Source organism: Paenibacillus sp. FSL R7-0333 (genome assembly GCF_038000365.1).
GTDB lineage: Bacteria > Bacillota > Bacilli > Paenibacillales > Paenibacillaceae > Paenibacillus_AQ > Paenibacillus_AQ silagei.
Window position 1 is genome coordinate 4,821,791 of record NZ_JBBOBZ010000001.1, and the last position, 23,669, is coordinate 4,845,459.

17 protein-coding genes and 1 pseudogene are annotated in these 23,669 nt (G+C 53.7%); 9 read left to right on the top strand and 9 right to left on the bottom strand.

Annotated elements, in window-relative coordinates; genetic code table 11:
* Positions 1 to 102 precede the first annotated feature (102 nt).
* The 6 genes from MKY86_RS20580 (at position 103) to MKY86_RS20605 (ending at position 7,439) form a co-directional block, all read left to right on the top strand.
* Positions 103 to 1,098, top strand: a complete 996-nt coding sequence (locus MKY86_RS20580; RefSeq protein ID WP_076079963.1) for a LacI family DNA-binding transcriptional regulator — start codon at positions 103 to 105, stop codon at positions 1,096 to 1,098.
* A 136-nt stretch (positions 1,099 to 1,234) separates the two neighbouring features.
* A complete protein-coding gene (locus tag MKY86_RS20585) occupies positions 1,235 to 2,656 on the top strand; it encodes a tagaturonate reductase (RefSeq protein ID WP_083685263.1) in 1,422 nt (473 codons plus the stop codon).
* A 64-nt stretch (positions 2,657 to 2,720) separates the two neighbouring features.
* Positions 2,721 to 4,208, top strand: a complete 1,488-nt coding sequence (locus tag MKY86_RS20590) for a UxaA family hydrolase (RefSeq protein WP_076079965.1) — start codon at positions 2,721 to 2,723, stop codon at positions 4,206 to 4,208.
* A gap of 36 nt (positions 4,209 to 4,244) precedes the next feature.
* Positions 4,245 to 5,666: a glucuronate isomerase gene (gene uxaC / locus MKY86_RS20595; protein WP_076079966.1), complete on the top strand. Its 1,422-nt coding sequence runs from the start codon at positions 4,245 to 4,247 to the stop codon at positions 5,664 to 5,666.
* A gap of 17 nt (positions 5,667 to 5,683) precedes the next feature.
* Entirely contained in the window at positions 5,684 to 6,370 is a 687-nt protein-coding gene (locus MKY86_RS20600; protein WP_076079979.1) for a rhamnogalacturonan acetylesterase, read from the top strand.
* Positions 6,371 to 6,596: 226 nt separating this feature from the next.
* Complete coding sequence (locus tag MKY86_RS20605) at positions 6,597 to 7,439, top strand: sugar phosphate isomerase/epimerase family protein (RefSeq protein WP_076079967.1); 843 nt, start codon at positions 6,597 to 6,599, stop codon at positions 7,437 to 7,439.
* Positions 7,440 to 7,777: 338 nt separating this feature from the next.
* Here the strand turns inward: MKY86_RS20605 and fucU are convergent, their stop codons facing one another.
* The 4 genes from fucU to MKY86_RS20625 are packed head-to-tail and all read right to left on the bottom strand — an operon-like array spanning position 7,778 to position 12,336.
* Positions 7,778 to 8,218 (bottom strand): L-fucose mutarotase, encoded by a 441-nt coding sequence (gene fucU, locus MKY86_RS20610; protein WP_076079980.1) that lies wholly within the window; start codon positions 8,216 to 8,218, stop codon positions 7,778 to 7,780.
* A gap of 23 nt (positions 8,219 to 8,241) precedes the next feature.
* Complete coding sequence (locus MKY86_RS20615; protein WP_076079968.1) at positions 8,242 to 8,892, bottom strand: class II aldolase/adducin family protein; 651 nt, start codon at positions 8,890 to 8,892, stop codon at positions 8,242 to 8,244.
* 39 nt (positions 8,893 to 8,931) lie between these two features.
* A complete protein-coding gene (locus MKY86_RS20620) occupies positions 8,932 to 10,545 on the bottom strand; it encodes a rhamnulokinase (RefSeq protein ID WP_340827383.1) in 1,614 nt (537 codons plus the stop codon).
* Positions 10,546 to 10,569: 24 nt separating this feature from the next.
* Positions 10,570 to 12,336, bottom strand: coding sequence for an L-fucose isomerase (locus tag MKY86_RS20625; RefSeq protein WP_340827384.1), 1,767 nt, complete (start codon positions 12,334 to 12,336; stop codon positions 10,570 to 10,572).
* Between the two features lie 321 nt (positions 12,337 to 12,657).
* Here MKY86_RS20625 and MKY86_RS20630 point away from each other — a divergent pair, with 321 nt between their 5' ends.
* Positions 12,658 to 13,431: a DeoR/GlpR family DNA-binding transcription regulator gene (locus MKY86_RS20630; protein ID WP_076079970.1), complete on the top strand. Its 774-nt coding sequence runs from the start codon at positions 12,658 to 12,660 to the stop codon at positions 13,429 to 13,431.
* A gap of 3 nt (positions 13,432 to 13,434) precedes the next feature.
* On the opposite strand, the gene MKY86_RS20635 is transcribed toward MKY86_RS20630, so the two are convergent.
* Positions 13,435 to 14,274, bottom strand: coding sequence for an MBL fold metallo-hydrolase (locus MKY86_RS20635; protein ID WP_143803753.1), 840 nt, complete (start codon positions 14,272 to 14,274; stop codon positions 13,435 to 13,437).
* 192 nt (positions 14,275 to 14,466) lie between these two features.
* Here MKY86_RS20635 and MKY86_RS20640 point away from each other — a divergent pair, with 192 nt between their 5' ends.
* Together MKY86_RS20640 and MKY86_RS20645 are read left to right on the top strand one after the other, a co-directional pair.
* Positions 14,467 to 16,404 carry an NAD(+) synthase gene (locus MKY86_RS20640; RefSeq protein ID WP_076079972.1) on the top strand — a complete coding sequence of 646 codons (1,938 nt, stop codon included), beginning with the start codon at positions 14,467 to 14,469 and terminating at the stop codon, positions 16,402 to 16,404.
* Positions 16,405 to 16,581: 177 nt separating this feature from the next.
* Positions 16,582 to 19,272 (top strand): KAP family P-loop NTPase fold protein, encoded by a 2,691-nt coding sequence (locus MKY86_RS20645; RefSeq protein ID WP_076079973.1) that lies wholly within the window; start codon positions 16,582 to 16,584, stop codon positions 19,270 to 19,272.
* A 102-nt stretch (positions 19,273 to 19,374) separates the two neighbouring features.
* Here MKY86_RS20645 and MKY86_RS34180 read toward each other — a convergent pair.
* From MKY86_RS34180 to MKY86_RS20675, 4 genes and pseudogenes are all read right to left on the bottom strand, one after another.
* Positions 19,375 to 20,932 (bottom strand): annotated as a pseudogene (locus tag MKY86_RS34180) (IS1182 family transposase).
* 364 nt (positions 20,933 to 21,296) lie between these two features.
* Positions 21,297 to 21,725, bottom strand: coding sequence for a GreA/GreB family elongation factor (locus MKY86_RS20665; RefSeq protein ID WP_036731739.1), 429 nt, complete (start codon positions 21,723 to 21,725; stop codon positions 21,297 to 21,299).
* 173 nt (positions 21,726 to 21,898) lie between these two features.
* The gene (locus MKY86_RS20670) at positions 21,899 to 22,831 is read right to left on the bottom strand and encodes a class I SAM-dependent methyltransferase (RefSeq protein ID WP_076081160.1); all 933 of its coding nucleotides are present in this window, start codon (positions 22,829 to 22,831) and stop codon (positions 21,899 to 21,901) included.
* 183 nt (positions 22,832 to 23,014) lie between these two features.
* Positions 23,015 to 23,416 carry an Rrf2 family transcriptional regulator gene (locus MKY86_RS20675; protein ID WP_076081162.1) on the bottom strand — a complete coding sequence of 134 codons (402 nt, stop codon included), beginning with the start codon at positions 23,414 to 23,416 and terminating at the stop codon, positions 23,015 to 23,017.
* Positions 23,417 to 23,669 lie beyond the last annotated feature (253 nt).

Consider the following 23,669-nt stretch of genomic DNA (forward strand, 5'->3'; position numbering starts at 1 on the left):
TTCACAAAATATTAACGTGTGCATTCCAATAAACTATTGACTTGACACTGCTGGAGAACTAAACTGAAATCGTTAACAATTCCATGTACCCGGGGAGAACCTATGATTACCATCAAAGATATTGCCCGTGTTGCCGGTGTGTCCCATACTACCGTATCGAGGGCGCTGAACGGCAACCCGCTGATCAAGAAGGCCACCCGGGATAAGATTGAACGGATCGCCGCCGAAATGAATTATGTGCCAAATTACAGTGCCAAGAGCCTGGTCACCAAGAGATCGTTCATCATCGGCCTGTTCTTCTCCAGTATTGAGCAGGGGACTTCCTCAAGCTTCCTGGTGGATGCCATCAAAGGCATTACGCATATTCTCGATGAAAACTATAATCTGACGGTGAACGGGATCGACGGTGTGCAGCATTTCAGCAATATTCAGCCGCAGCGCTTCGACGGCATTCTGGTCATGAGCCAGAGCGATGAAGACAATGCCTTTATCTATCATGTGAAGAAGACGGGCATTCCGCTAGTGGTGCTGAACCGCCAGCTGGAGGACCCCGGCATCATGAACGTGGTCGCCAATGACCGCGAAGGCGTCAAGGAAGCGATTGATTATGCTGTGCAGCAGGGTCACCGCAAGCTGGCTATTATTGAAGGCAAGCCCGGCTTCAAGTCCTCAAGCGAACGTAAGCAGGGCTTCCTGGACAGTCTGATTGCAGGCCGGCTTCCGCTGAATCCTGATTATTTTGCCCCGGGAGATTACAGCATTGAGAGCGGATATGCGGCAATGAGCAAGCTGCTTAGCCTGGAGGACCGGCCTACGGCTGTGTTCTGCTCCAATGATGATATGGCGATAGGCGCCATGAATGCCTGCTATGCCCACAAGGTGCAGGTGCCGGAGCAGATCTCACTGATCGGCTTCGATGATATGATGTTCGCCCGCTATACGAATCCTGCCCTGACCACGGTCCGCAAGCCGATTGCCGAGATCAGTGAGCTGGGCATTACCATGCTGATCGAGCTGCTTCAGCAGCCGGAGACCCCGCCGCAGCAGCTGTTCGTTAAGACTTCGCTGGTGGTAAGGGATACGGTTGCAGGAGTATAACTCTATTTCAACCCACCCGCTATTTTCTGCAGATACGGAGCCTTCCTGGACAAGAGAGGGAATTCCGGATCTTGCTTAAAATAAAATGTTAACGTGTGCAATTTATCACTGTATTCTAAAGGAGATCATGACCACTATGACAAACCGTTTATCCAGAAGCACTCACCCGGGGCTAACCCTCCATCCGGAACGGATGATTCAGTTCGGCGAAGGCAACTTCATGCGTGCGTTCGTAGACTGGCAGCTGCAGCAAATGAACAATCAGGGTCTGTTCAACGGAAGCGCTGTCCTCATTCAGCCCATTGCTCAGGGAACCGGAGGCGTAGCTGATCTGATGGCCGCTCAAGACAACCTCTACACCGTGCTGCTTAATGGCATCATGGACAACGAGACCGTCAATTCCCGCGAAATTATCAGCTCGGTCAGCCGGGTGATTAATCCATACATGGATTATGAAGCTTATCTCGCGCTCGCCGAGAATGATGATCTGGAGTTCATCACCTCCAATACTACCGAAGCCGGCATTGCCTATCTTCCAGGCGACCGCGCAGACGAGGTTCCCCCTAAGAGCTTCCCGGGCAAGCTGACCGCCCTGCTCCACCGCCGCTTCCAGCTTGGCAAGAAAGGCTTCGTTATTATTCCTTGCGAGCTGATTGACCGCAACGGCGAGAAATTACAGGAGATCGTAGAACGTTATGCGGCTGACTGGAATCTTGGTGCAGAATTCCTGCAATGGCTGAAGTCCGAGAATACCTTCTGCTGCAGTCTGGTGGACCGGATTGTCCCTGGTTATCCGCGTGACCAGGCTGCTGCTCTCGAAGCTGAGCTCGGCTATCTCGATAACGTAATGGTAACCGCAGAGCCGTTCCTCTTCTGGGTCATTGAAGGACCGGAGTCTCTGGCAGAGCGCCTGCCGCTGGCTAAGGCCGGACTGAATGTCGTGGTGACACCGGATATGACGCCTTACCGTGAACGCAAGGTTCATCTGCTGAACGGACCGCATACCGCTATGGTCCCTCTGGGCCTGCTTGCCGGTCTTGAGACGGTTGAAGACGTCATGAATGACGGTACCTTCTCCCGCTTCGTGAAGCAGTTGATTGAAGAGGAGCTGATCCCTATGCTGGATCTGCCTGCCGAGCAACTATTGTCCTACGCCGATGCCGTACAGGAGCGCTTCCGCAATCCGTTCATCCGCCATGAGCTGACCTCCATCTCGCTCAACAGCATTTCCAAATTCAAGGCCCGCCTGCTCCCGGTTCTGCTTCGCTACCAGCAGGAACGCGGCAAGCTTCCGGAGCGGATGACTCTCGCCTTCGCCGCCCTGCTGCTCAGCTACCGGGGAGACCGTATTCCCCGGCAGGACGGCGCAGAGGTACTGGCAGTGTTCGATCAGGCCTGGAGCCAGCCGGCCAGCTTCGTGAACACCATTCTTGGCGACAGCAGCCTATGGGGACAAGATCTTACCCTGCTGCCGGGACTAGCTGATGCGGTTGCCGCCCATTTGCAGCAGCTGGAGCGTGAAGATTCCCGCGCAGCATTACAGGAACTCGTCGGCTGAACCGGCGTGTTTGTACGAAGGAGCTCAGGAAAGCGCAGAATTACTAACTTTTAGGAGGGCCAACATGAAGAACTTAATGAAAATGAACCCGCGAGATACGGTAGCTGTAGCCTTACGGCCGATTGCTGCCGGAGAAGAACTGACGATAGACGGACTAACGCTTCAGGCCGCCCAGGAGATTCCGCAGGGTCATAAGATTGCCCTGACCGGTTTCAGCAGCGGAGACATCATTACCAAATACGGTTCCCCGATCGGCCATGCCACGGCTCCGATTGCCGCAGGCGACTGGATTCATACGCATAACATCAAAACCAATCTGTCCGGCGAGGAAGAATATGAGTATGTGCCCGATGTCCATCCGGTGATCTATCCGCGCCGTGATCTGACCTTCCAGGGATACCGTCGGAGTAACGGCAAGGTGGGCATCCGAAATGATCTGTTCATTATTCCGACCGTGGGCTGTGTGAACGGCGTTGCCGAGCAGATGCTTCAGGAGTTCAAGGCCGAGCATCCCGATCTTGGCGGATTCGACAACCTGACCGTGCTGAAGCATCCTTACGGCTGCTCCCAGCTGGGCGATGATCACCGCATGACCCGCAGCATTCTGCTCGATGCCGTCAATCATCCCAATGCAGGCGGTGTACTCGTCTTCGGCCTTGGCTGCGAGAACAATATCGTCTCCGAGTTCCGCAGCATGCTGGGCGATTATGACGAATCCCGGGTTAAATTCCTAGTGGCCCAGGAGGTAGGCAATGAGCTGGAAGCTGGACTTGTCCTGCTGGAGGAGCTGTATGAAGCCGCAGCGAACGACGTCCGTGAGCCAGTTCCGCTCAGTGAGCTGAACATCGGGCTGAAATGCGGCGGCTCTGACGGGTTCTCCGGCATTACGGCCAACCCGCTGCTGGGCGCATTCTCCGACTTCATCATCTCCCAGGGCGGAACCTCAGTGCTGACGGAGGTGCCGGAAATGTTCGGTGCGGAGAAGGTGCTGATGGCCCGTGCTGAGAGCAAGGAGGTCTATGATGATATCGTCTCGCTGATCAATAACTTCAAGCAGTATTTCCTCTCTTACGGCGAGCCTGTCTATGAGAATCCGTCTCCGGGCAACAAGGCTGGCGGCATCAGCACGCTGGAGGACAAATCGCTCGGCTGCACCCAGAAGGCCGGATCGTCGCCGGTGGTGGATGTATTGCAGTATGGCGTGAAGCTGCGCAAAAAAGGGCTGAGCCTCTTACAGGCTCCCGGCAACGATCTGGTCGCTGCGTCTGCGCTTGCCGCTTCCGACTGCCAGCTCGTGCTGTTCACCACCGGCCGCGGCACGCCTTTCGGCAGCTTTGTGCCTACGGTTAAGATAGCAACGAACAACGACCTTTTTGCCAAAAAAGGCCACTGGATGGACTTCAACGCAGGTCCCCTGCTGGAAACGCCGATGGCCGATGTGCTGGAGGAATTCATCACGTATATCATTGATGTCGCCAGCGGCCAAAAAACACGGAACGAGCAGAATGAAGTGCGTGAGCTGGCTATTTTCAAAACAGGCGTTACCTTGTAGAACTTATTCCAATCCATTCAAAGGGAGATCCTACTCATGTTCCTAAACGAGGACTTCATGTTGTCCGGCGAAACAGCACGGCTACTCTTTCATAATCACGCCAAAACCATGCCCATTATCGATTACCATTGTCATCTGGACCCGCGCGAAATCTATGAGGACCAGCCCTTTGAGAATCTGACCGCAGCCTGGCTGTACGGCGATCATTACAAATGGCGGCTGATGCGTGCGAACGGCGTGCCTGAATCGCATATTACCGGCGACGCCTCTGATTATGATAAATTTTTGGCCTGGGCCCGTACATTGCCTAAGGCAGTAGGCAACCCTCTGTATAGCTGGACGCATCTGGAGCTCCGCCGTTTCTTCGGTGTAGAGGAGCTGCTGAATGAAGCCACGGCGCCGGCCATCTGGGAGAAGGTCAACCGCAAGCTGGCTGAACCGGGCTTCACCCGGCGCGGCCTGATCCGCAGCAGCGGTGTCAAGGTGATCTGCACCACCGATGATCCGGCAGATTCCCTGGAGTATCACAAGCTGCTGCAGGGGAGTGAGACCGCCTTCCAGGTGTTCCCGACCTTCCGTCCTGACAAGGCGCTGAACATCGATGCCGAAGGCTTCGCCGCCTGGACCCTTAAGCTGGAGTCGGCCTCCGGCCTGCCGGTCAAGAGCTATGCCGGACTGCTGGATGCCCTGCGTAACCGGGTTGCCTTCTTCCACGAGCAGGGCTGCCGCCTGTCGGACCATGCGCTGGATGTCCTGCGTTACGAAGCGGCTGCGCCTGAGGTGGTGGAAGCTATTTTTGCCAAAAGAATGCAGGGAGCTGCGCTGTCACCGGAGGAAATCACCCGCTACCGCACAGAGCTGCTGACCGCGCTGATCGGCTTCTATCATGACAAAGACTGGACCATGCAGCTTCACCTGCATGCCTACCGCAACAATAATACGCCGATGTTCCAGCGGCTTGGACCGGATACCGGCTATGACGGCATCAACGATCTGCCGCTGACCACAGCGCTGTCGCATCTGCTGGACCGGGCCGAGAGCGGCAGCGGCTTGCCGAAGACGATCCTATACTCGCTGAATCCCGGCGACTACCCTGCCCTGCTGGCTCTGCTGGGCTGCTACCAGAAGGACACCCCCGGCAAGCTCCAGCTTGGCTCCGGCTGGTGGTACAACGATACGCGCAGCGGCATGCGCCAGCAGCTGACCCTGCTGGCCGAGAACAGCCTGCTCGGCAACTTCGTCGGCATGCTGACCGATTCGCGCAGCTTCCTGTCGTATACCCGGCATGAATATTTCCGCCGGGTCCTGTGCGGACTGCTCGGTGAACTCGCCGAACGCGGGGAAGCGCCGGATGACCTCGAAGTCCTCGGGGCTATGGCCCGGGATATCTCTTACAATAACGCAGCCGGGTATTTCGGCTTCCAGACTGCCGGCAGCGAAGCCGGAGTCACCGTCTAGATGGAGGCATGCTGAAGATGCCGACTATCTATATCGCCGGAGACTCTACCGCCGCCCAGAAGGGCGGCGGGGAATGGCCGATGGCCGGATGGGGCGAATACCTGCAGCAGTATGTCAGCCGGAAGGTGCGGATTGAGAACCGGGCTATCAACGGACGGAGCACACGCTCCTTCCTGGCTGAGGGAAGGCTGACAGATATGGAACGGGACTTCATCCCCGGAGATTTCCTGCTGATCCAGTTCGGTCATAATGACCAGAAGCTGGAGGACCCTCTCCGTTACACGGAGCCGCATACCGAATACCGCCGGAATCTGCAGGTATTCATTGATTCCGCCCGCAGCCGGGGCAGCTTCCCTGTGCTGCTGACTTCCGTGAGCCGCCGCCGCTTCACTAGGGACGGGGAACCGGACCCGCAGGCTGTCGGACTCTATCCACAGGTTATGCGGGAGGTTGCAGTGGAGACTGGAACACCTCTGCTTGATATTTTTTCCTCCTCCCAGCAGCTCTACCGCAGACTTGGGACCGAAGCATCAGCCGGGCTGTTCATGCACCTGCCGCCGGGTGCCCGCCCCAACTACCCGGACGGCATTACCGATGACACGCATTTCTCCCAATCCGGAGCGCAGCAGATCGCAGCGCTGGTAGCCGAAGCGCTCACACAGTGTGCGGAGCTGAAGCAGCTGCATCCGTATCTGCGGGTGTAGCTAGGGGAAGCAGGCAAGTGTGTCGCGCAGATTAGGTTATGCATTAGCCTGTGTACATTGCAAACGTAGCGCACATAATTGGCCATTCTTACATGCGGCTTCAATCCTCAGTCAGCATGATCAGGCCGCCTGTGACCACTTGGACACAGGCGGCCTTTTTAGTGGAAACCGGCCCATCGGCGCTCCATGCGAACTCTTATATCTGAATACAAAGGAGTCTAACCCTATGACCGTTCCATTTCACCTGGGCGTCCGTGCCCATGACTTCAAGCGGTGTCCGCTACCGCAATTGATAGATAAACTGAAGGAGCATGGCTTCCCGGCGATTCAGTTGGCGTTACATAAATCTTTTCCGGAGAGTGTGGCTGAGCTTGGCGCACTGAGTCCGGGGACTGCTGCCTATTATGGCGATGCCTTCAGACAAGCCGGTATCAAGATTGCAGTCCTCGGCTGTTATGTAAATATCATTGATGCTGACCCTGCCAAGCGCGCGCAAGCGCTGAGCGACTTCAATACTCATCTGCGGCTGGCCCGTGACTTCGGCGCAAGTCTGGTAGGGACAGAGACCGGCAGTGTGGGTCAGGGGTATACACCGGATAACTTCACGGAGAAGGCTTTTCTGGAGGTCGTCGCCTCGGTTAGCGCCATGGTTGCTGAAGCCGAACGGTTCGGAGTAACTGTAGGCATCGAGGCAGGCGTCAACCACCCGCTCTACACGGCCCCGTTAGCCCGGCGTCTGCTGGATACCGTGCCATCCAATAATCTGCAAATTATACTGGATGCTGCGAATCTAATGACTCCAGACAATTACCTTCAGCAGGAGCAGATTGTGGCAGAAGCGCTGGAGCTTCTCGGAGACCGGATCGCGGTCCTGCATCTGAAGGATTTCACAGTCAAGAACGGCACCATCGACATCGTTCCTGCCGGACAAGGGATGCTGAACTTCGCCCCGCTGCTCCGCTACATGAAATATAAGCGCCCGCATATCCAGGGCCTGCTGGAGAGCACTCCCGAGGAACATCTCAAGGCCAGCGCGCAATTCCTGCGGAGAATGTATAACGAGGTTTAACAAAAGTGCTCTGCAGATGGATGTTGGGTGCTTGATGAGGGTAATCTTGCACAAATTGCAGCTTCTCCCCCAACGTATACACTCATAGCTGGAATAGTTGCACAAAAGGCAGGATTCCTCCTCTAACTAAGCATCCTGGCCTGCACATTCCTGCATTTCCTGCAACAATCCTTAGGCAGGCCCCGGTTTCGGGGTAGCCAGGTTGCATAACTTGCAACATTTGAGGGTATTCGCTCTAAGTGAGCGGTCCTCTAAACGATTGCTCCCTTAAGCGGAGCACTTTAGAAATAGCAATAAGACCGCCCATAGTTAATCGGGCGGTCTCTTGCTTGAGGCCGCTATTCCCCGGCCTCGGGGGAAATCACACCTTTTTTGAGTATAATATTCCCGTAGAGTGCCTCTTCCCCTGTAATTAGAATGGCGTAGCTGTGCTTGGAGCGGTCATAGAAGTCGAAACGCTCTTCATACTCCACCTGCACCTCAGGATCATGCCGGGTGAGAATCTCCTTGTACGTGTCCCATATCACAGGGACTGTGGGGTCTCCCTCCACTACAGCCATGAAGGCCGCCTGAGCCGGAGCATAATGATCCAGCGGTAGCAGCTCCAGGATGGCGTCAAGCAGCCGGGGGATACCGATCCCGTCAGCCCGCAGCACCCGGGAATGCAGCGCATGTCCCGGATAATTGGCATCCGCCAGCACCAGCTCATCCCCGTGGCCCATCTCCATCAGGGTGCGGACGAGCTCGGGGGAGAGCAGTTTAGGTATTTTTTTGAGCATAATCATATCTCCTCTCGGCTTCATTACATCCCGTAAAATGATCTCAGCGCCACCAGCTCCTCAATCCGGTGCGGCGGCAGCTCACGCTCTCCCCCGATCATGCGGGTCAGGAAGGTCAGCTTCGCTGTATACTCAAGCCGCTCCATGTTCATATAAGCAGCCATTACATCCTTGCCCCAGGTCAGGGCCCCGTGGCTCTCCAGCAGCACTGCGGTCTTCTTGCCCAGGAAGGGAGTCAGCGAATCCGGGATCTCTTCGGTCGAAGGCGTCCCGTATACCGCCAGTGGAATGTCCCCCATGGCAATGACGGATTCCGGCATCATCATTTTGTCCAGAGCTTCACCCTTGATGGCAAAAGCGGTAGCATACGGCGGATGCGCATGAACCACCCCGCCCATCTCCGGCAGCTCGTTGTAGATCTTCAGGTGCATCTTCACTTCCGTGGACGGCCGGTAGCCCTCCGCTGCATCCAGGATCTCTCCCTGCAGATTGACTTTGATCAGCATATGCGGCTGCAGATAGCCTTTGCTGACTCCTGTGGGCGAAGTAATGACCTCGGTGGCCGACAGGCGGGCGGAGATATTGCCGTCATTGGCCGCGATGAAATCCTTGTTGAACAGATTCCGGCCGATATCGCAGATTAGGCGCCGTAGTTCTTCTTCATGATTATTCATAATTGCCCCCTTGATTGCTGCTTGATTGCTGTATGAAGCTTATCCGTTCTGATGTGTTAAAGACGGCTGGTACCGGAGCGTTGAGCAGGACCGGGCTGCCACCCTTCGGACCTCTGCGGGATCGACAGCTCCAAGTGCCGCCAATTGCACCAAAATATTGCCGATCGCGCTCGCTTCTACCGGTCCGGCAATAACCTCTTTGCCGGTGGCATCCGCCGTCAGCTGGCACAGCAGCTTGTTCTGAATGCCGCCGCCGACCATGTGAATGCGGCGCACCGGACGGCCGGTGAGCGCCTCCAGCTCGCGGATCGTATCCGCATAAGACCGGGCCAGACTCTCCAGAATCGAGCGGATGATCTCCGCCCGGGTCTGCGGCACCGGCTGTCCGGTGCGGATGCAGTAGGATTCAATCCGCAGCGGCATATCGCCCGGCGTGCTGAAGAGCGGATCGTTCGGGTCCAGCTCTGCTATGCACGCACTTGGCCGGTCCAGCTGCCCGGCCAGCTCGGCGGCTTCCTGATGGCTGAGCGGTTCCCCCGCTTCAGCCCAGCACCGCTGGGTCTCCTGGAGCAGCCAGAGGCCGGTGATATTCTTCAGCAGCCGGTTGGTGCCGCCGAAGCCGCTCTCGTTGGTGAAGCCTCTGGCCCGGGCGCCGTCGCTTAATACAGGCTCTGCTGTCTCCAGGCCGACCAGCGACCAGGTTCCGCAGCTGATGAATGCAGCGGACGGCAGCGTGGGGCTGAGTCCGGCGGGTCGGTCAGGTCCGGCGGAGCTTGGATCTGGGGAGCTAAGATCGGCGTTGCTAGGATCAGCGCTGCCAGGGCCGACACAGCTAGCATCGGTGCAGTTAGAGTCGAATCCGCCGTAAGGAATGGACGCCACGGCGGAAGCCGTATCATGTGAGGCTCCAGCGATGATCTGGAGCGGGCCGCTGCCCAGCTCTTCCTGGAGTGCGGGCCGGAGCTCCCCCAGCACCGTGCCTGCCGGAACCAGCCGGGGCACAAGCGTCACCGGCAGCCCCAGCCTGCGCAGCACTTCGGCTGCAGGCGCTGTGGACTGCGGATTCAGCAGGCCGCTGGTGCTCCAGATGGTCTGCTCGGCCACGGCCACACCGCTGAGCATATAATTGAACAGATCCGGCATCAGCAGCAGCTGTCTGGCGGTTGTCCGCAGCTCCGGCTTCGCCATAAGATCGGCAAACAATTGATACACCGTATTAATCGGGCTGGACTGGTTGCCCGTCAGCTTGAATTGCTCTGCCGGAGGCAGCGCAGCCTCTAGTACTGAGGCGAAGTCCACCGCCCGCTGATCCCTGTAATGATGCGGAGCGTCCAGCAGCCCGCCCTGCTCATCCAGCAGGCCATAGTCGACTCCCCAGGTATCCACGCTCAGAGAGCGCAGAGGGCCATACTTTGCCGCAGCCGCTGCAATCCCTTGCTTGATCTCCTCAAGCAGCCGCTGCACATCCCAGTGCAAATGTCCGTTGACCTCTACCGGTCCGTTAGGGAAGCGGTGAATCTCCTCCACCGTCACCTTTCCGTCCCTGTAGCTTCCCAGCATCACTCTGCCGGAGCTGGCTCCCAGGTCGATGGCCAGCAGCCGGATTCCTTGGTTACCGGTTACCTCCATCACTTGCGTCTTCGCCTCTGTCATCTTCCCACCTCTTCACGTGGAGGATTAGTAGAGCGGGCCAAAGTTGCGGCAGGCTCTGTAATCGGCACTCTCCAGATTCTCTGTGCCGAACAGCGACCAGACGCGCGGGCGGAAAATCCGCGTTTCTTCCACGTTATGCATACTGACCGGAATCCGCAGGATCGAGGCCAGCGTAATGAGATCTGCGCCAATATGTCCGTAGCTGATCGCCCCGTGATTGGCACCCCAATTGTTCATCACATCGTAGACAGACTGGAACGAGCCCTTGCCGGTCAGCTTAGGTGCGAACCAGGTTGTCGGCCAAGTAGGGTCCGTCCGCTGGTCGAGCGTGTCATGCACTTCTCCCGGCAGCTCCACCGTGTAGCCTTCCACCAGCTGCAGTACAGGTCCCAGACCCTTGACCAGATTAAGCCGGGCCATGGTGACCGGCATACCGCCACGGGTCAGGTAATCCGTCGAGAAGCCGCCTCCCCGGAAATATTCCTGGGAAGCCGGACGGAACTGGGTCTGCGCGATACAGGCCGCCGCCTCTTCATCCGTGATGTCCCAGAACGGCTTGATCGCCGGCTTGCCGTCAATACTCTGCTCGCCGGTGCCGTCCAGCGCTGCCGAACCGGAATTAATCAGATGCAGCAGGCCGCCTGCCGCTGCTCCCTCCAGCTCATACCCGGTCACGCGCTTCACAGCAGCCGGACTCCAGAAGGTGCGCACATCGGCAAAGATCTGCGCTGTATTCGTCAGCAGATAATTGAACAGCATCGTCACCCCATTCAGGCTGTCATTCTCGGTGGCGACGATATAAGGCGCCCGTCTGCCGTTCCAGTCGAACGAGGAGTTCAGAATCGTCTCCATGAAGTCGCCGTTCGGGAAATGGTCGGTCCATTGCCGCTGGCCCTGGAAGCCGCCCAGCAGGGCATTGTGACCACTCGCTTCTTCTTCGAAGCCAAGCTTTGCAAGCTGCGGATTGCCGGTCATGAGATCACGGGCAATCAGCGTCATTTTGACAACCGTCTCCCACTGCTCTTCCTTAACCTCTTCACTGAGCTGCAGATGCTGCGGGTTATTATCCGCCCCCACACGGCAGTTGTCCTTCACCCAGGCCAGCGCCCGCGCGAACTCCTCGGGATCATAGATCCCTTCCTCAAATCTGCGTACAAATTCAGACATATCGATATATTCATTGCGCATGCCGAGATATTCCTGGAAGAACTGCTCGTTGACGATGGAACCGGCAATCCCCATAGACACGGAGCCCATCGACAGATAGGACTTCCCCTTCATCAGAGCAGCCGCCAGCGCGGACTTCGCGAACTGCAGCAGCTTCACCTGAACATCCGCCGGGATCTCCTCGCTGCTGGATTCCTGGACATCCTCTCCGTAGATGCCGAAGGCCGGAATGCCTTTTTGCGCATAAGCAGATAGAACTGCCGCCAGATATACCGCCCCGGGGCGCTCCGTTCCGTTGAAACCCCATACCGCATGCGGGATTGTCGCATCCATGTCCATCGTTTCCGATCCATAGCACCAGCACGGGGTGACTGTAATGGATACGCCTACACCTGCACCCGCGAACTGCTGCGCCGCCGCCGCAGCCTCCTTCACACCGCCAATCGTAGAATCGGCAATGATACATTCCACCTGAGAGCCATCAGGATACCTTACATTCTCCTGCAAAAATGCCGCCACGCGCTGCGCCATGCCCATCGTCTGCGCCTCCAGCGATTCGCGCACCCCGCGTCTTCTGCCATCAATTGTCGGCCGGATTCCAATCTTCGGATAATTTGCTGTCACTGCTGTTCCTCCCCGAATGGTAAGTTGATAGTATGAGAACATTACACTGGAGCTATAGCTCCGATTAGTAAGCGCTACCAAATACAGCCTCTGCGGTCTGCACCCTTTTGTCTTTTGCCGCCGACTAATCCATTTCCTCTACATCATAGAATCACTCACCTGCAAAGTCAACACTATTCCACACTTTAAATTTGGTTTTTGTGTGGTTTTGTGTGATATAATTTCGATGAACTGTGGCATTGTTTGTGATTGCGGGATTTATGTTAGGCAGCAGATTATAGTAAACTGTATACAACTACATAACGTAAGGGTGGGCATGATATGAAGGCTTTTGAACGGCGGGATCTGGTCATTAATGAGCTCTACAGGCACAAGAAGGTTCACGTTGCGGATCTGGCGCAGAAATTCGGTGTATCGGAGGAGACGATCCGGCGCGATCTCGACCGGCTGGACAAGGAGGGCATTGCCAAGAAGAATTACGGCGGGGCGATTCTGAACGCTCACACCAATGAGGACCCCTCTTACTCGCACAGGCATCAGGTCAACATTGAAGCGAAGCGGATGATTGCGGTAAGTCTGCTGGAGCTGATTAATGACGGGGACAGTGTGATGACCGACACCAGCACAACGGCTTTTGAAGGATTGCGGAGAATCGTGGAGGACAAAAAAAATCTGACCATCATCACCAATTCCCTGGCGGTATTGTCAGAATTCCAGCATTCCGGGCAAAAGCTCATCTCCACGGGGGGCCTGCTCGGGCCAGAGACCAGCTCTTTCGTAGGGCCTACGGCCTCGCAGACCATCCTGAAATATAATGTGGATGTGGCTATTTTCAGCTGCAAGGCACTCTCCATGAACGGCGGACTCTGTGATTCCAACGAGGCGGAGACCGAGCTTAAGGTGCTGATGCAGCAGCAGGCGAGCAAGGTGGTCCTGCTGGCTGACCATTCCAAGTTCGACCGGATCGCCTTCATCCGGCTCTTCAGCTTCGACAAGGTCGATTATATCGTCACCGATCAGCGGCCGTCTGAGGAATGGATGGAGTTCCTTGCCAAGTATCAGATCTCCCTGCTCTACCCTGCTGACTCACAATAAGTCTTAATTTTCACGCTTAAAAGCCTGCGCTGACACGTACACGAACCGTTCCGCTCTGGCCATCATATGGAACTTCTGCTCCGGGAAGTGGCGGTAGAGGTGATCCACGAAATAGCCCGGATTCTCGGCGTTGCCGGCGAACAGGTCATAATGCAGCGGCACCACAGTCTCAAAGCCTGAGGTCGCCGCGAACTCCGCCGCTTCCCGGTAATTCATATTGCCGACGATATTGCGGCTTCCCCGGTAATAGTCACGGCCGTTAATCGGCAGCAGCGCCAGATCGATCTTGCGGCTACCTACCTCCTCAATCAGCTCAGGGAACAGCACGGTATCCCCGGCATGATAGAGCTTTACCCCGTTCAGCTCCAGAATGTAGCCGACATACTTGGGATTGCCCTGTTCATCGCGGTCCAGTTGCTCATGCGCCGCTGCCACCGGATATACCTTCAGGCCTTGTGCGGGCTCTGCTTCACTGGCAGGCAGGGCAGCGGTGAGGCGCTCCTTGCCAATGCCCAGCTCCTGCAGACGCTCCAGGCAGACCGCCGGAGCCATGAACTGCGCCTGCGGATTCAGTCCGGCAAGCACGGGCAGGGCCTCCTCATCCAGATGATCCGAGTGGTCGTGGGTAATCAGGCAGACCTCCATATTCTTAATATCTGCCGGTGCAACCGGCGGCGGGAAGCTGCGGTCCGGATTCGGTGATACATACGGGTCAATATATACGGTTACATCTGCGCCCTTGACAATAACGCTGGCTTGTCCGAGAAACCAGACCGCCAGGCAGCCGTAAGGCACCTCTGTGCTGCGGATTTCTTCGATTAATTCTGGTCCTGCTAATGGCATAGCGGGTTGCTCCCTTCCTCTTCTATCTCTCATTCTTCACAGCTGTATGTTACATCCCTGTTTAGTTTATACCCGCGAGAAGACAAATGGAAGCGCTTGTGATAATCCCTGCTTGTTACCAATGCCATTTCATGGGTACAATTATTAGATAGTCTACTTCTATAATGGACAGATAAAGGACAGGTGAAATGAATGCAGAATTACGGATTCGCAAGAGTCGCCGCCGCTTCCCCGGAGCTCCGGGTGGCTGACTGCGTATTCAATGCAGACCAGATAATTGAAGCCATCAATACAGCCAGCACCCAGGAGGTGGAGTACCTGGTACTCCCGGAGCTGTGCATCACCGGCTACAGCTGTGCGGACCTGTTCCTCCAGCCCCGGCTGCTGGAATCCGCGATGCAGGCGCTGCTGCGGATTACAGCCGCAACGGCAGAGCACCGGATGATTGTCATTGCCGGTCTGCCGGTCTCCATCAAGAGCAGGCTGTTTAACTGTGCCGCTGTCCTCCAGCAGGGCCGGATTCTCGGGATTGTGGTCAAGACCTGCATTCCCGGCTACAGCGAATTCTATGAGCCGCGCTGGTTCGCCGGAGCCGAGGAGCTGGAGGTGACCGAGCTGCGGATCGGCGGATCGGCGGTGCCGGTGGGCAATGATCTGATTTTTGCCTGTGAGAGTGACGGGAACCTGTCGTTCGGTGTGGAGATCTGCGAGGATCTCTGGGTGCCGGTGCCGCCAAGCAGCCTGCTGGCCCAGGCCGGGGCCACGCTGCTGTTCAACCCGTCGGCCAGCAACGAGCTGGTCGGCAAGGCTGATTACCGCCGCCAGCTGGTCGGCAGTCAGTCTGCCTCCTGTGTGGCCGGTTATGTCTATGCCAGCTGTAATACCGGCGAGTCGACAACAGACGTTGTCTTCGGCGGACATTCGCTGATCGCGGAGAACGGCCAGCTGCTGGCCGAATCGGAACGCTTCACCCATGAGAGCCGGATGATTACCGCCGACATTGACCTGCCGCGGCTGCAGTATTCCCGCACCGTGATGGGAACGTTCCGGGCCGGCAAGGGCGGACGCAATTACCGCGAGATTCTCTACGCTGCGCCGCTCAGCAGCAGCACGCGGCGGGAGCTGAAACGAAGCGTAGGCGTCAACCCGTTCGTGCCGGGCAATCCGCTCCAGCGGGACGAACGCTGCCAGGAGATTCTCTCGATCCAGACCTCCGGTCTGATGAAGCGCATCCGCCACATCGGCACCAAGCAGGCTGTGATCGGCATCTCCGGCGGCCTCGACTCTACGCTTGCGCTGCTGGTTGCCGTGCGGGCTATGGAGCTGCTCGGGCGTCCGGCCAGTGATGTGCTGGCGGTCACAATGCCGGGCTTCGGCACGACCAGCCGCACGTACGACAACGCGGTAGGCTTGATCAAGGCACTCGGCGCCTCGATGAAGGTCGTTGACATCAAGGCGGCCTGCCTCCAGCATTTCGCGGACATCGGCCACGACCCCGAGGTGCATGACCTGACATACGAGAACGTACAAGCCCGCGAGCGTACCCAGATTCTGATGGACCTCGCCAACAAGAACGGCGGGATTGTCATCGGCACGGGCGACCTGTCCGAGCTGGCGCTGGGCTGGTGTACCTATAACGGCGACCATATGTCGATGTACAGCGTGAATTCGGGCATTCCGAAGACGCTGATCCAGTATGTTGTCGCCTGGTATGCAGACCACGAAGCACACGAGACGGTGAGCAAGTATCTCTACAGCATTATCGAGACCGGAATCAGCCCGGAGCTGCTGCCGCCTTCGGCAACCGGAGAGATTGTCCAGCTGACCGAGAATATTCTGGGCCCTTACATTGTGCATGACTTCTTCCTGTATTACATGCTGCGTACAGGCGCTTCTCCCGGCAAAATGCTCTACCTCGCCCAGCACGCCTTCGGCGAAGCCTATCCTAAGGAGCAGCTAACCGCCTGGCTGAAGGTGTTCGTCACCCGCTTCTTCACCCAGCAGTTCAAGCGCTCCTGCCTGCCGGACGGACCGAAGGTCGGTACGGTCAGCCTCTCGCCGCGCGGCGACTGGCGCATGCCAAGCGATGCTTCCGCCGCGCTCTGGCTGCAGGAAATCGAAGAATTGTAGCTCCTGAATACAGCAGTGCTTAATCAAGGCGTTTCCTATCTTCAAGTGAGGATAGGAGACGCCTTTTTTATGTGTAGTAGCAAAAACCTGAATCCGTATGATGAGTAATTCATAACAGACAACAGAAACTCATTGTTGTATGATTGGCATGTACACTTCACAGTTGGAGGCGGGACCATGAGATGGAAGGAACACTATGAAATTCAGTATAGGGAGGGCATCAAAACACTAATAACAACATTATTCGTCTTTGCCTTTATAAGTATTGTCCGCGTCAATGTGACAGTTTTAGAAAGGTGGATCAACACCTACACATATTTAGAATTTCTTTTGTATGGAGTTTATTTTATATCTATTATTACAGTTATTCTGACCTACTTAGGATTGGGTGGCAGGACTTGGAGGTCAAAGCATAGACTTTTTGTTTTAACTGGCGATTTTTTTGCTGTTGCCGTAAGCTCCGGCATATTGCTTAACTATTTTAGCGGAATGGGCTTTAAAAGCATCGACAATGGGCGGATTCTTTCTTTTCTATTCGGTTGTACGAGCATAATGGCTATCGGTTGGCTGATTTTTTTTCTTTTCACATGGCTCTATCCATTCTTCAAAAAAAGAAAGGAGAATACCGATAAACTAGCAGATACTATTGTTCGTTCTAGTCCCAAAGTCATGATTAACCGGGAGACAGACGGTTCAAAGGAACAAGACCTTCTAAACCGGTATCCGTATGCCGAAAAGCTAAAAGAACATTTATTAACCGTACGGACTGAGAGCTATACAATCGGTATATTGGGTGCATGGGGTTCCGGAAAAAGCTCCTTTATTGCTATGACCAGGAAACTTCTTAAAGAAGTGAACAATTCAGACTATATAATTATGGATTTTACCCCATGGTATTTCGGGGATGGCAATCACATTGTTCTTCAAAAATTTCTAATCCAGCTTTCAGAGGAAATCCGAAAAAATTATGGAGCCTTTCCGAAGTTAAATCGGGAAATAAGGCAGTATGCAAAATTACTATCTTCGGTAACCTTTCGGCCTGATTCATGGAGCTTCTCTTTTAAGGATTCTTTGGAATCGCTTTTTCCGGGAGATGAAGCCAAAAGCTTATACTCTCTCAAAAAAGATATAGAAGTGTCGCTTAAATCATTAGAGAGAAACTTCATAATCTTTATAGATGATCTAGACCGGCTAGACCCAAATGAAATACAAACTGTGCTAAAATTGATTCGGCTTGTCGCAGATTTCCCCAATATCACTTACGTACTATCTCTGGATGAAGAGATTGCGGCAATGTCTATTCAGAACCTGTATACACCTGGTGGGCACGGGGAGTACGAGCACGGAAAAAAGTATCTTGAAAAATTCATTCAACTTCCCATCTATCTCCCTAAGACAAATGCTTCCTCACTTTTCAGCCTCTTCACTGAGGGGTTAGAAGAAATCAGAGGAAATCTGGAGATCAAAGATAGCCTGTTATTTAATGATGTGTTGAAAGAACTTGCCCCCTTGGACTTTTCCCCCAGAAACATCAAACGTATTTTGTTTACATATGAATTCCATTTGAAAATTCTTCATGACGAAGTGGACAAGGCCGACCTGTTCCGTTTGACCATCCTTAAAATTATCAAGCCCGAAATATATGAATACATATATCAAAACAAAGCTTTTTTCACTTCTACGAACAATACTCTCGAAGCAGCTAAGAAGGGTGAATTCCTTGCAATCAGGGGTTATGAACCATTTAAGCAGTTGTTAGTTCATCTAGCTCCCAATAGCGGAAGACTGTACGGAGATTCAAACATCAAAGACAATATTGTGCCTGGTAAGAAACGTCTGGCTGACAAGACTTATTTCGAGCGCTATTTTCGGAATGTACTATTGGACAACGAGGTATCTGCGCACAGCATCAATGAGTTTCTTAATAAAATTATAGAGCTTAATGATCCCGGAGAGCAATATGCGTGTTATGAAGAATATCTAAAGCCATATCATATAATTGATTTCCACGTAGAGCTACTGAATAAAATATCTGATCTTGAGCAAACACGACTGTTAGTTATCATTGAGCTTGTTTCAGAAAAATATAAGAATATACATGAGTCCAGAACAAGGCATGAACAAGTATACACCTCTTTATCGAGTTGTGAAGTCATCATTAGAGCTTCAGCTAAGATTGTACGCGGGCACCTCTTATCTCTACAAAAATTCATACAATGGCCGCTTAAACTCTGGATGGATACATTGCTGTTTATGCACAGAGAGGAACTTGATGTCAGCCAAGAACAGGTAATTGAACTTCTCGATGCCCGTATGAGTACAATTACACTTCCAGAAATGATGTCCTTTGCTCCCGGCATATCCTTTGAGATGTTTCAGCAAATCCAACAATACAGTTCATTTCCAAATATTAAGCTTATGCTGGGCAACTGGATTCAAGATGAAGCAACTTTAAAGAGTGCTCTAACTTTTCTGTTTGATTACAATATAATTAAGTCAGGAGAGGAATTGCATATAATCGGGAATTTTACAAATATTTTAAAGTATTTTCCTGATCAGATTATATTGCCTTTAATTCGTAACCAAAAAAATAAACTGAAATTGAAAAATGTAACCTTGAAGGTTTTCAGAAAATTTCTTTCTTCCGATCAAGCTATGACAGAAGAGTTATTGCTAGAATTATTTCTATTACTATTACAATTCAGCTTGGATTATACAAAGGAGGTACTTAGGGACTTCTACAATAATACAATACAATCTGAAGGCAACTATATACCTATGAATGATAACTTGCAGCAAATACTTATTAATCTGGAGAATTTCAGTTCCGAGCATGAAATAGCAAATGTATTAGACATACAACAGTGATTATGTGTAGAAGGGCTGTCCCAAAAGTAGGTTTTCTACGGCGGAAGACCGTTCTCTTCATTCTTAATGCTACAAAAAGTGAGCGGAGCAGAGAATCTCCCGTTATTGGAGGAGCGCTGCTCTGCATTTTTGGTCATTGGCGGCTTGTTTCAGCAAATTATGAGAAAGGGAAAGCCATACGACCTCCAGCGTCACTTTCTCCACGCCGCGAAGCAGAAATCACCGGAAGCCCCGGTTGTTCTTCAGTTGTCCGAATACACTTTCCGGCTCCGTCATTCGGCGTACGGCCAAGGTGTAACCTTCTTCACTCCGTAGAATTTCACGCGCCTGTTTCTGGTATCGCAGCCGTTCCAGGCTGACGACCACTTCCCGATTTCCTGCCACTTTCGTGCAACACTCCTTTAGGGGGCAGCCTTCACAGGAGCTGCTTCGGCAATGCCGTCTGCGAATTTCATAGCCACTCTCTAGGGTCTCCTTGCTCTCCCTGTGGAAATGCAGCCTGTTCCCAGTTGGGCACGTCCAGTGATCCTCGGTGTGTCGTATGTCCAGTTTTCGATTTTACCAACATTCGCTTTCCAGGCTTTAGTCTTTTCCTTGTGGTAGCTGCCGTACTTCACCACCGCCTGTATCTCTTTCTTTTCCAGATAGGCGTATTTTTCTTCGCTGCCGTAGCCTGCATCCGTAATGACTGTCTTTGGCCATTTCCCGAGGATCTGCTGGACTTTTTCCAGATGCGGCTCTAAACAGCGGGTGTCGGTCGGTCTTTGATGTATACTTAGGTTAAAATAAATTGGTTTTCGGTCCCGATTTGCACATTGTATCCCGGTTTCAGTTGGCCATTTCGCATGTGATCTTCCTTCATCCGCATAAACGTTGCCTCGGGATCGGTCTTGCTGAAACTGTTCCGGTCCCCAAGCAGCTTTTGATATTGTTCGTACTTCTGCAGTCGAGGGAGCAAATCCTTACGCAACGTCCGAACCGTCTTGTTTAGGGGCTTGTCTTTCGGTTTTTCGGCAAGCTGAGCTTCAAGCTTTTGCACGGCTTGTTCGAGTTTCTCACTGTCCATTTCCGAACCCGTGCTGAGTTCAGCCAGATCTTTGCCCTGGTTCTCTTGTTCTTCCTGCTCTTCCGCTGCTTCAATGTCAGCGAATAGGGCCTGCACCTTATCTTGCAGTTTCGCTTTGTGTTTGCTGACCGCTTTGCTCCAGACAAAGGTGTAGCGATTGGCATTCGCCTCGATCTTAGTTCCGTCCACAAAATAATGCTCCAGAGACACGTATTTTTCGTTAGCCAGAAACTGAAGCACGGCGGTAAATACCGTTTCGAGGACATTTCTCATCCGCTGGGAACGGAAGCGATTCAGCGTGCGGAAGTCGGGTCGCTGCCGTCCGGCCAGCCACATGAAGGGAATGTTCTCCCGGACCGCTTTGGCGATTTGGCGAGACGAATAGATTCGCTGAGTGTAAGCGTAGATGATGACTTTGGTGAGCATTTTAGGATGGTAGCTGTCACGGCCGCCGCCGGGATAGGCCGCGTCAAAAATGGCGTTGTCCAGCCGATTGACGGCGGCATTCACGACGCGAACGAGGTGATTTCCCGGGATATCTTCTTCCAGATCCATTGGCAAGCAAAGTTGGTCCATGGTATATTGAATGTACAAAGAAACCTCTCCTTTGAAATGGTTGTGTGGTAACTCCATTTTAACAAAAGAGAGGTTTCTTTTTTTGCGTTTTTATAAATATTGTCGTCCATTTTCCGCTTAAACAGCGGAGAGAACGGAACGATTGTGTAAAAGCGATAGCGGTCGCCTTGGTCTCCGGATTTTCACCGCTAAGGGGAATGAAAAAAATCTGGAGACCACAGCGATTGGAACAACGGTCCGTTCGCGCAGCGTCCACCCAAGTGCTCACGTTGATCCTACTACAAAACAAAGGGCTGTCCCAAGCAGCCATTTCATGGCTTTTGGGACAGCCCCTTATCTGCAACAACCTTCATATTTTACCTATCAGAAGAGCCAATCTGCTTCACTCGTACCGATTATCAAGAATCAAGACTTCATCGCTGCCGAACGGAGTCTGAATCGTTACCGTCTCTCCCGGGCACGCCAGAATCAGCCCTCTGCCCATGGGCGACCAGAGTGAGATGCAGAATTCATCCAGCTCGGCTTCACCGGGGATGACAATCCGGTACGGCTCATCAAGCGTCTCCTGGCCGATCCGCAGCGACACCCGGGACCCGACCAGCACCATAGAACGCTCTAGCGCATCGTTGTCACCGGACAGAATCCGCTCCACCGTCTCCTGATAACGCTTGATCATCGCCTGTACCTCTGCCCGCTCAGCCGGGGACTCCCATGTTCCCCTGTCCAGAATGGAGAATTTATGCTCATCGAGATAGACCAGCTGCTGCACCAGCTCCTCGCGTAAGGAAACTGTTCTGAGACTATGGCTCATAGTAGATTTCACCTACCTTCTTCATCAGGTCATGCTCGAAAATACGCTTGTTCCTGCTCATAGCCCTCAGTCCTCCCATATAAGAAAATAGATCCCGCGCAGGGACCTATTCTCTATGATAGCATCTTTCCCGGGAAAGACAATCTCATGTGCAGGGGATGGCGCGCTCCGGTTCAACGCTTCACAGAATCGGCAGATTTCCCGGACGTTCCGGCAACGGCCCGACTGTACATATTCAGGTCCTGCAGCTTGATCAGCACCTTGCCGAACCGTCCGCCTTGGCGGACAACGACTTGCTGCTGCGGGTATGCCGTGTGCAGATAATCCGTAACTGCCTCGCGGGTAGCCTCTCCCCCGTCCAGATGATGCAGCGGCAGCATCTCCATCACCTCTGCGGCTGCTGCCTCCAGTGATAGCTCCTTGCTTTTCGCTTCGCGGGTAATGATCGTCTCATAGGAATAGCCCTTCAAATATAATAATTGAGTCAGATAAGCCATATCCGAGGACTCTGCATGAACCTCCCGGCCCGTCAGCAGCGGCAATACTTCATTCATCAGGCTATGCTCCTGCACACCTGCCGAGGTGCTGATATAACAGTATTTCCGGGCACAGCTGATCACCTTCTCCGTGCTCTCCCAGTCGAAGACCGCAGGACACATGGACACGAAGACCAGATCGAAGGCATTCAGCCAGCCCTGCGCGGCAATGTCGATATTCTCGAATGCTTCATGCACCAGCTCCACCTGTCCCGTAGCCGCTCCGGCCGTGTTCTTCAGGAACAGCTCCGCCAAGGGAACATTAGGCTCTACTGCTGTAACCTTGGCCCCCCGCTCGATAAAAGGAACCGTGAACCCGCCCGAAGCCGCCCCCACATCGAGAACAGTCAACCCGTTAAAATCCACACCCTGGCCTTCCATCCAGCCGATAATCCGCTCACTCCGGTCCCGCCCGGCACTGCTGAATACCTCTTCATTGAACACCTGCGCTTTATGATCGAAGCTCGTGTGCGGGTTCATGCCCATCGCCTTGAACTTGTTGGCCATTGCCTTGGGATCTTCCTTCCAGGCCTTCTCCCATACGCTTGCATCGAATAATCCGTTATTCATTACTAATTCATCCTCTCCTGAGTATCTTGATTGTCTTAACTGCAATACAATTACACAGACTTAAAAGATTTTGAATATCTATAATACCCGCTAAGTTGCAACGGCTATACCGCCCCTGAAGGGACGGTATCCGTTGCAGCGGGAAATAGCAGCATACAGTTTGACGCAGCAAGATGCCATAGCTTAATGCATGGACAGCATCTTCCCGGCAAGCTCGGACATCATTTTGTTACGAAAATAGTCTTCCATCTGCCCTTCGGCCTTGACCATCTCCTGCTGAATCAGACACTCGCTGGGATGGTCCAGGGCGCAGTCGAACAGCGACGCTGTGCCTTCAATGGCATGGATGATATCCAGGAACGAGATTTCGTTCCCCTTGCGCCGCAGACGATACCCGCCATTCGCACCGGATGCAGACTCGATAAGCCCGGCCTTGACCAGCTTGGTCAGAATCTTGGATAAATACGTTGGCGATACATTCTGCCGCTCGGCCAGCTGCTGCACGCCCATCGGCTTATCGGGAGTGTGCGCCACCAGGAACAGCATCGTGTGCAGGGCGTAGTTCGTTGCTTTGGAGTACTTCATGTCTTATTCCACCTTACCTATGGACTATGTCCGCAATTACAGACTTCACTTGTCTATGATAACCCTTATGTGTAAGGAATGCAAGGGGCAGGAGAGGGGAGTGGGCGGAGAGATTGGGAGAAGAAACACAAGTGAACACAGCTGCAGCCAACCTACGTCCGCACCGGCACAATGTATTCGCACTTTCCAGCACAACAAAAAAACAGAGCCCCATACTCCCGAAGGCTCTGCATCGCAGATTATCTATGGCTGA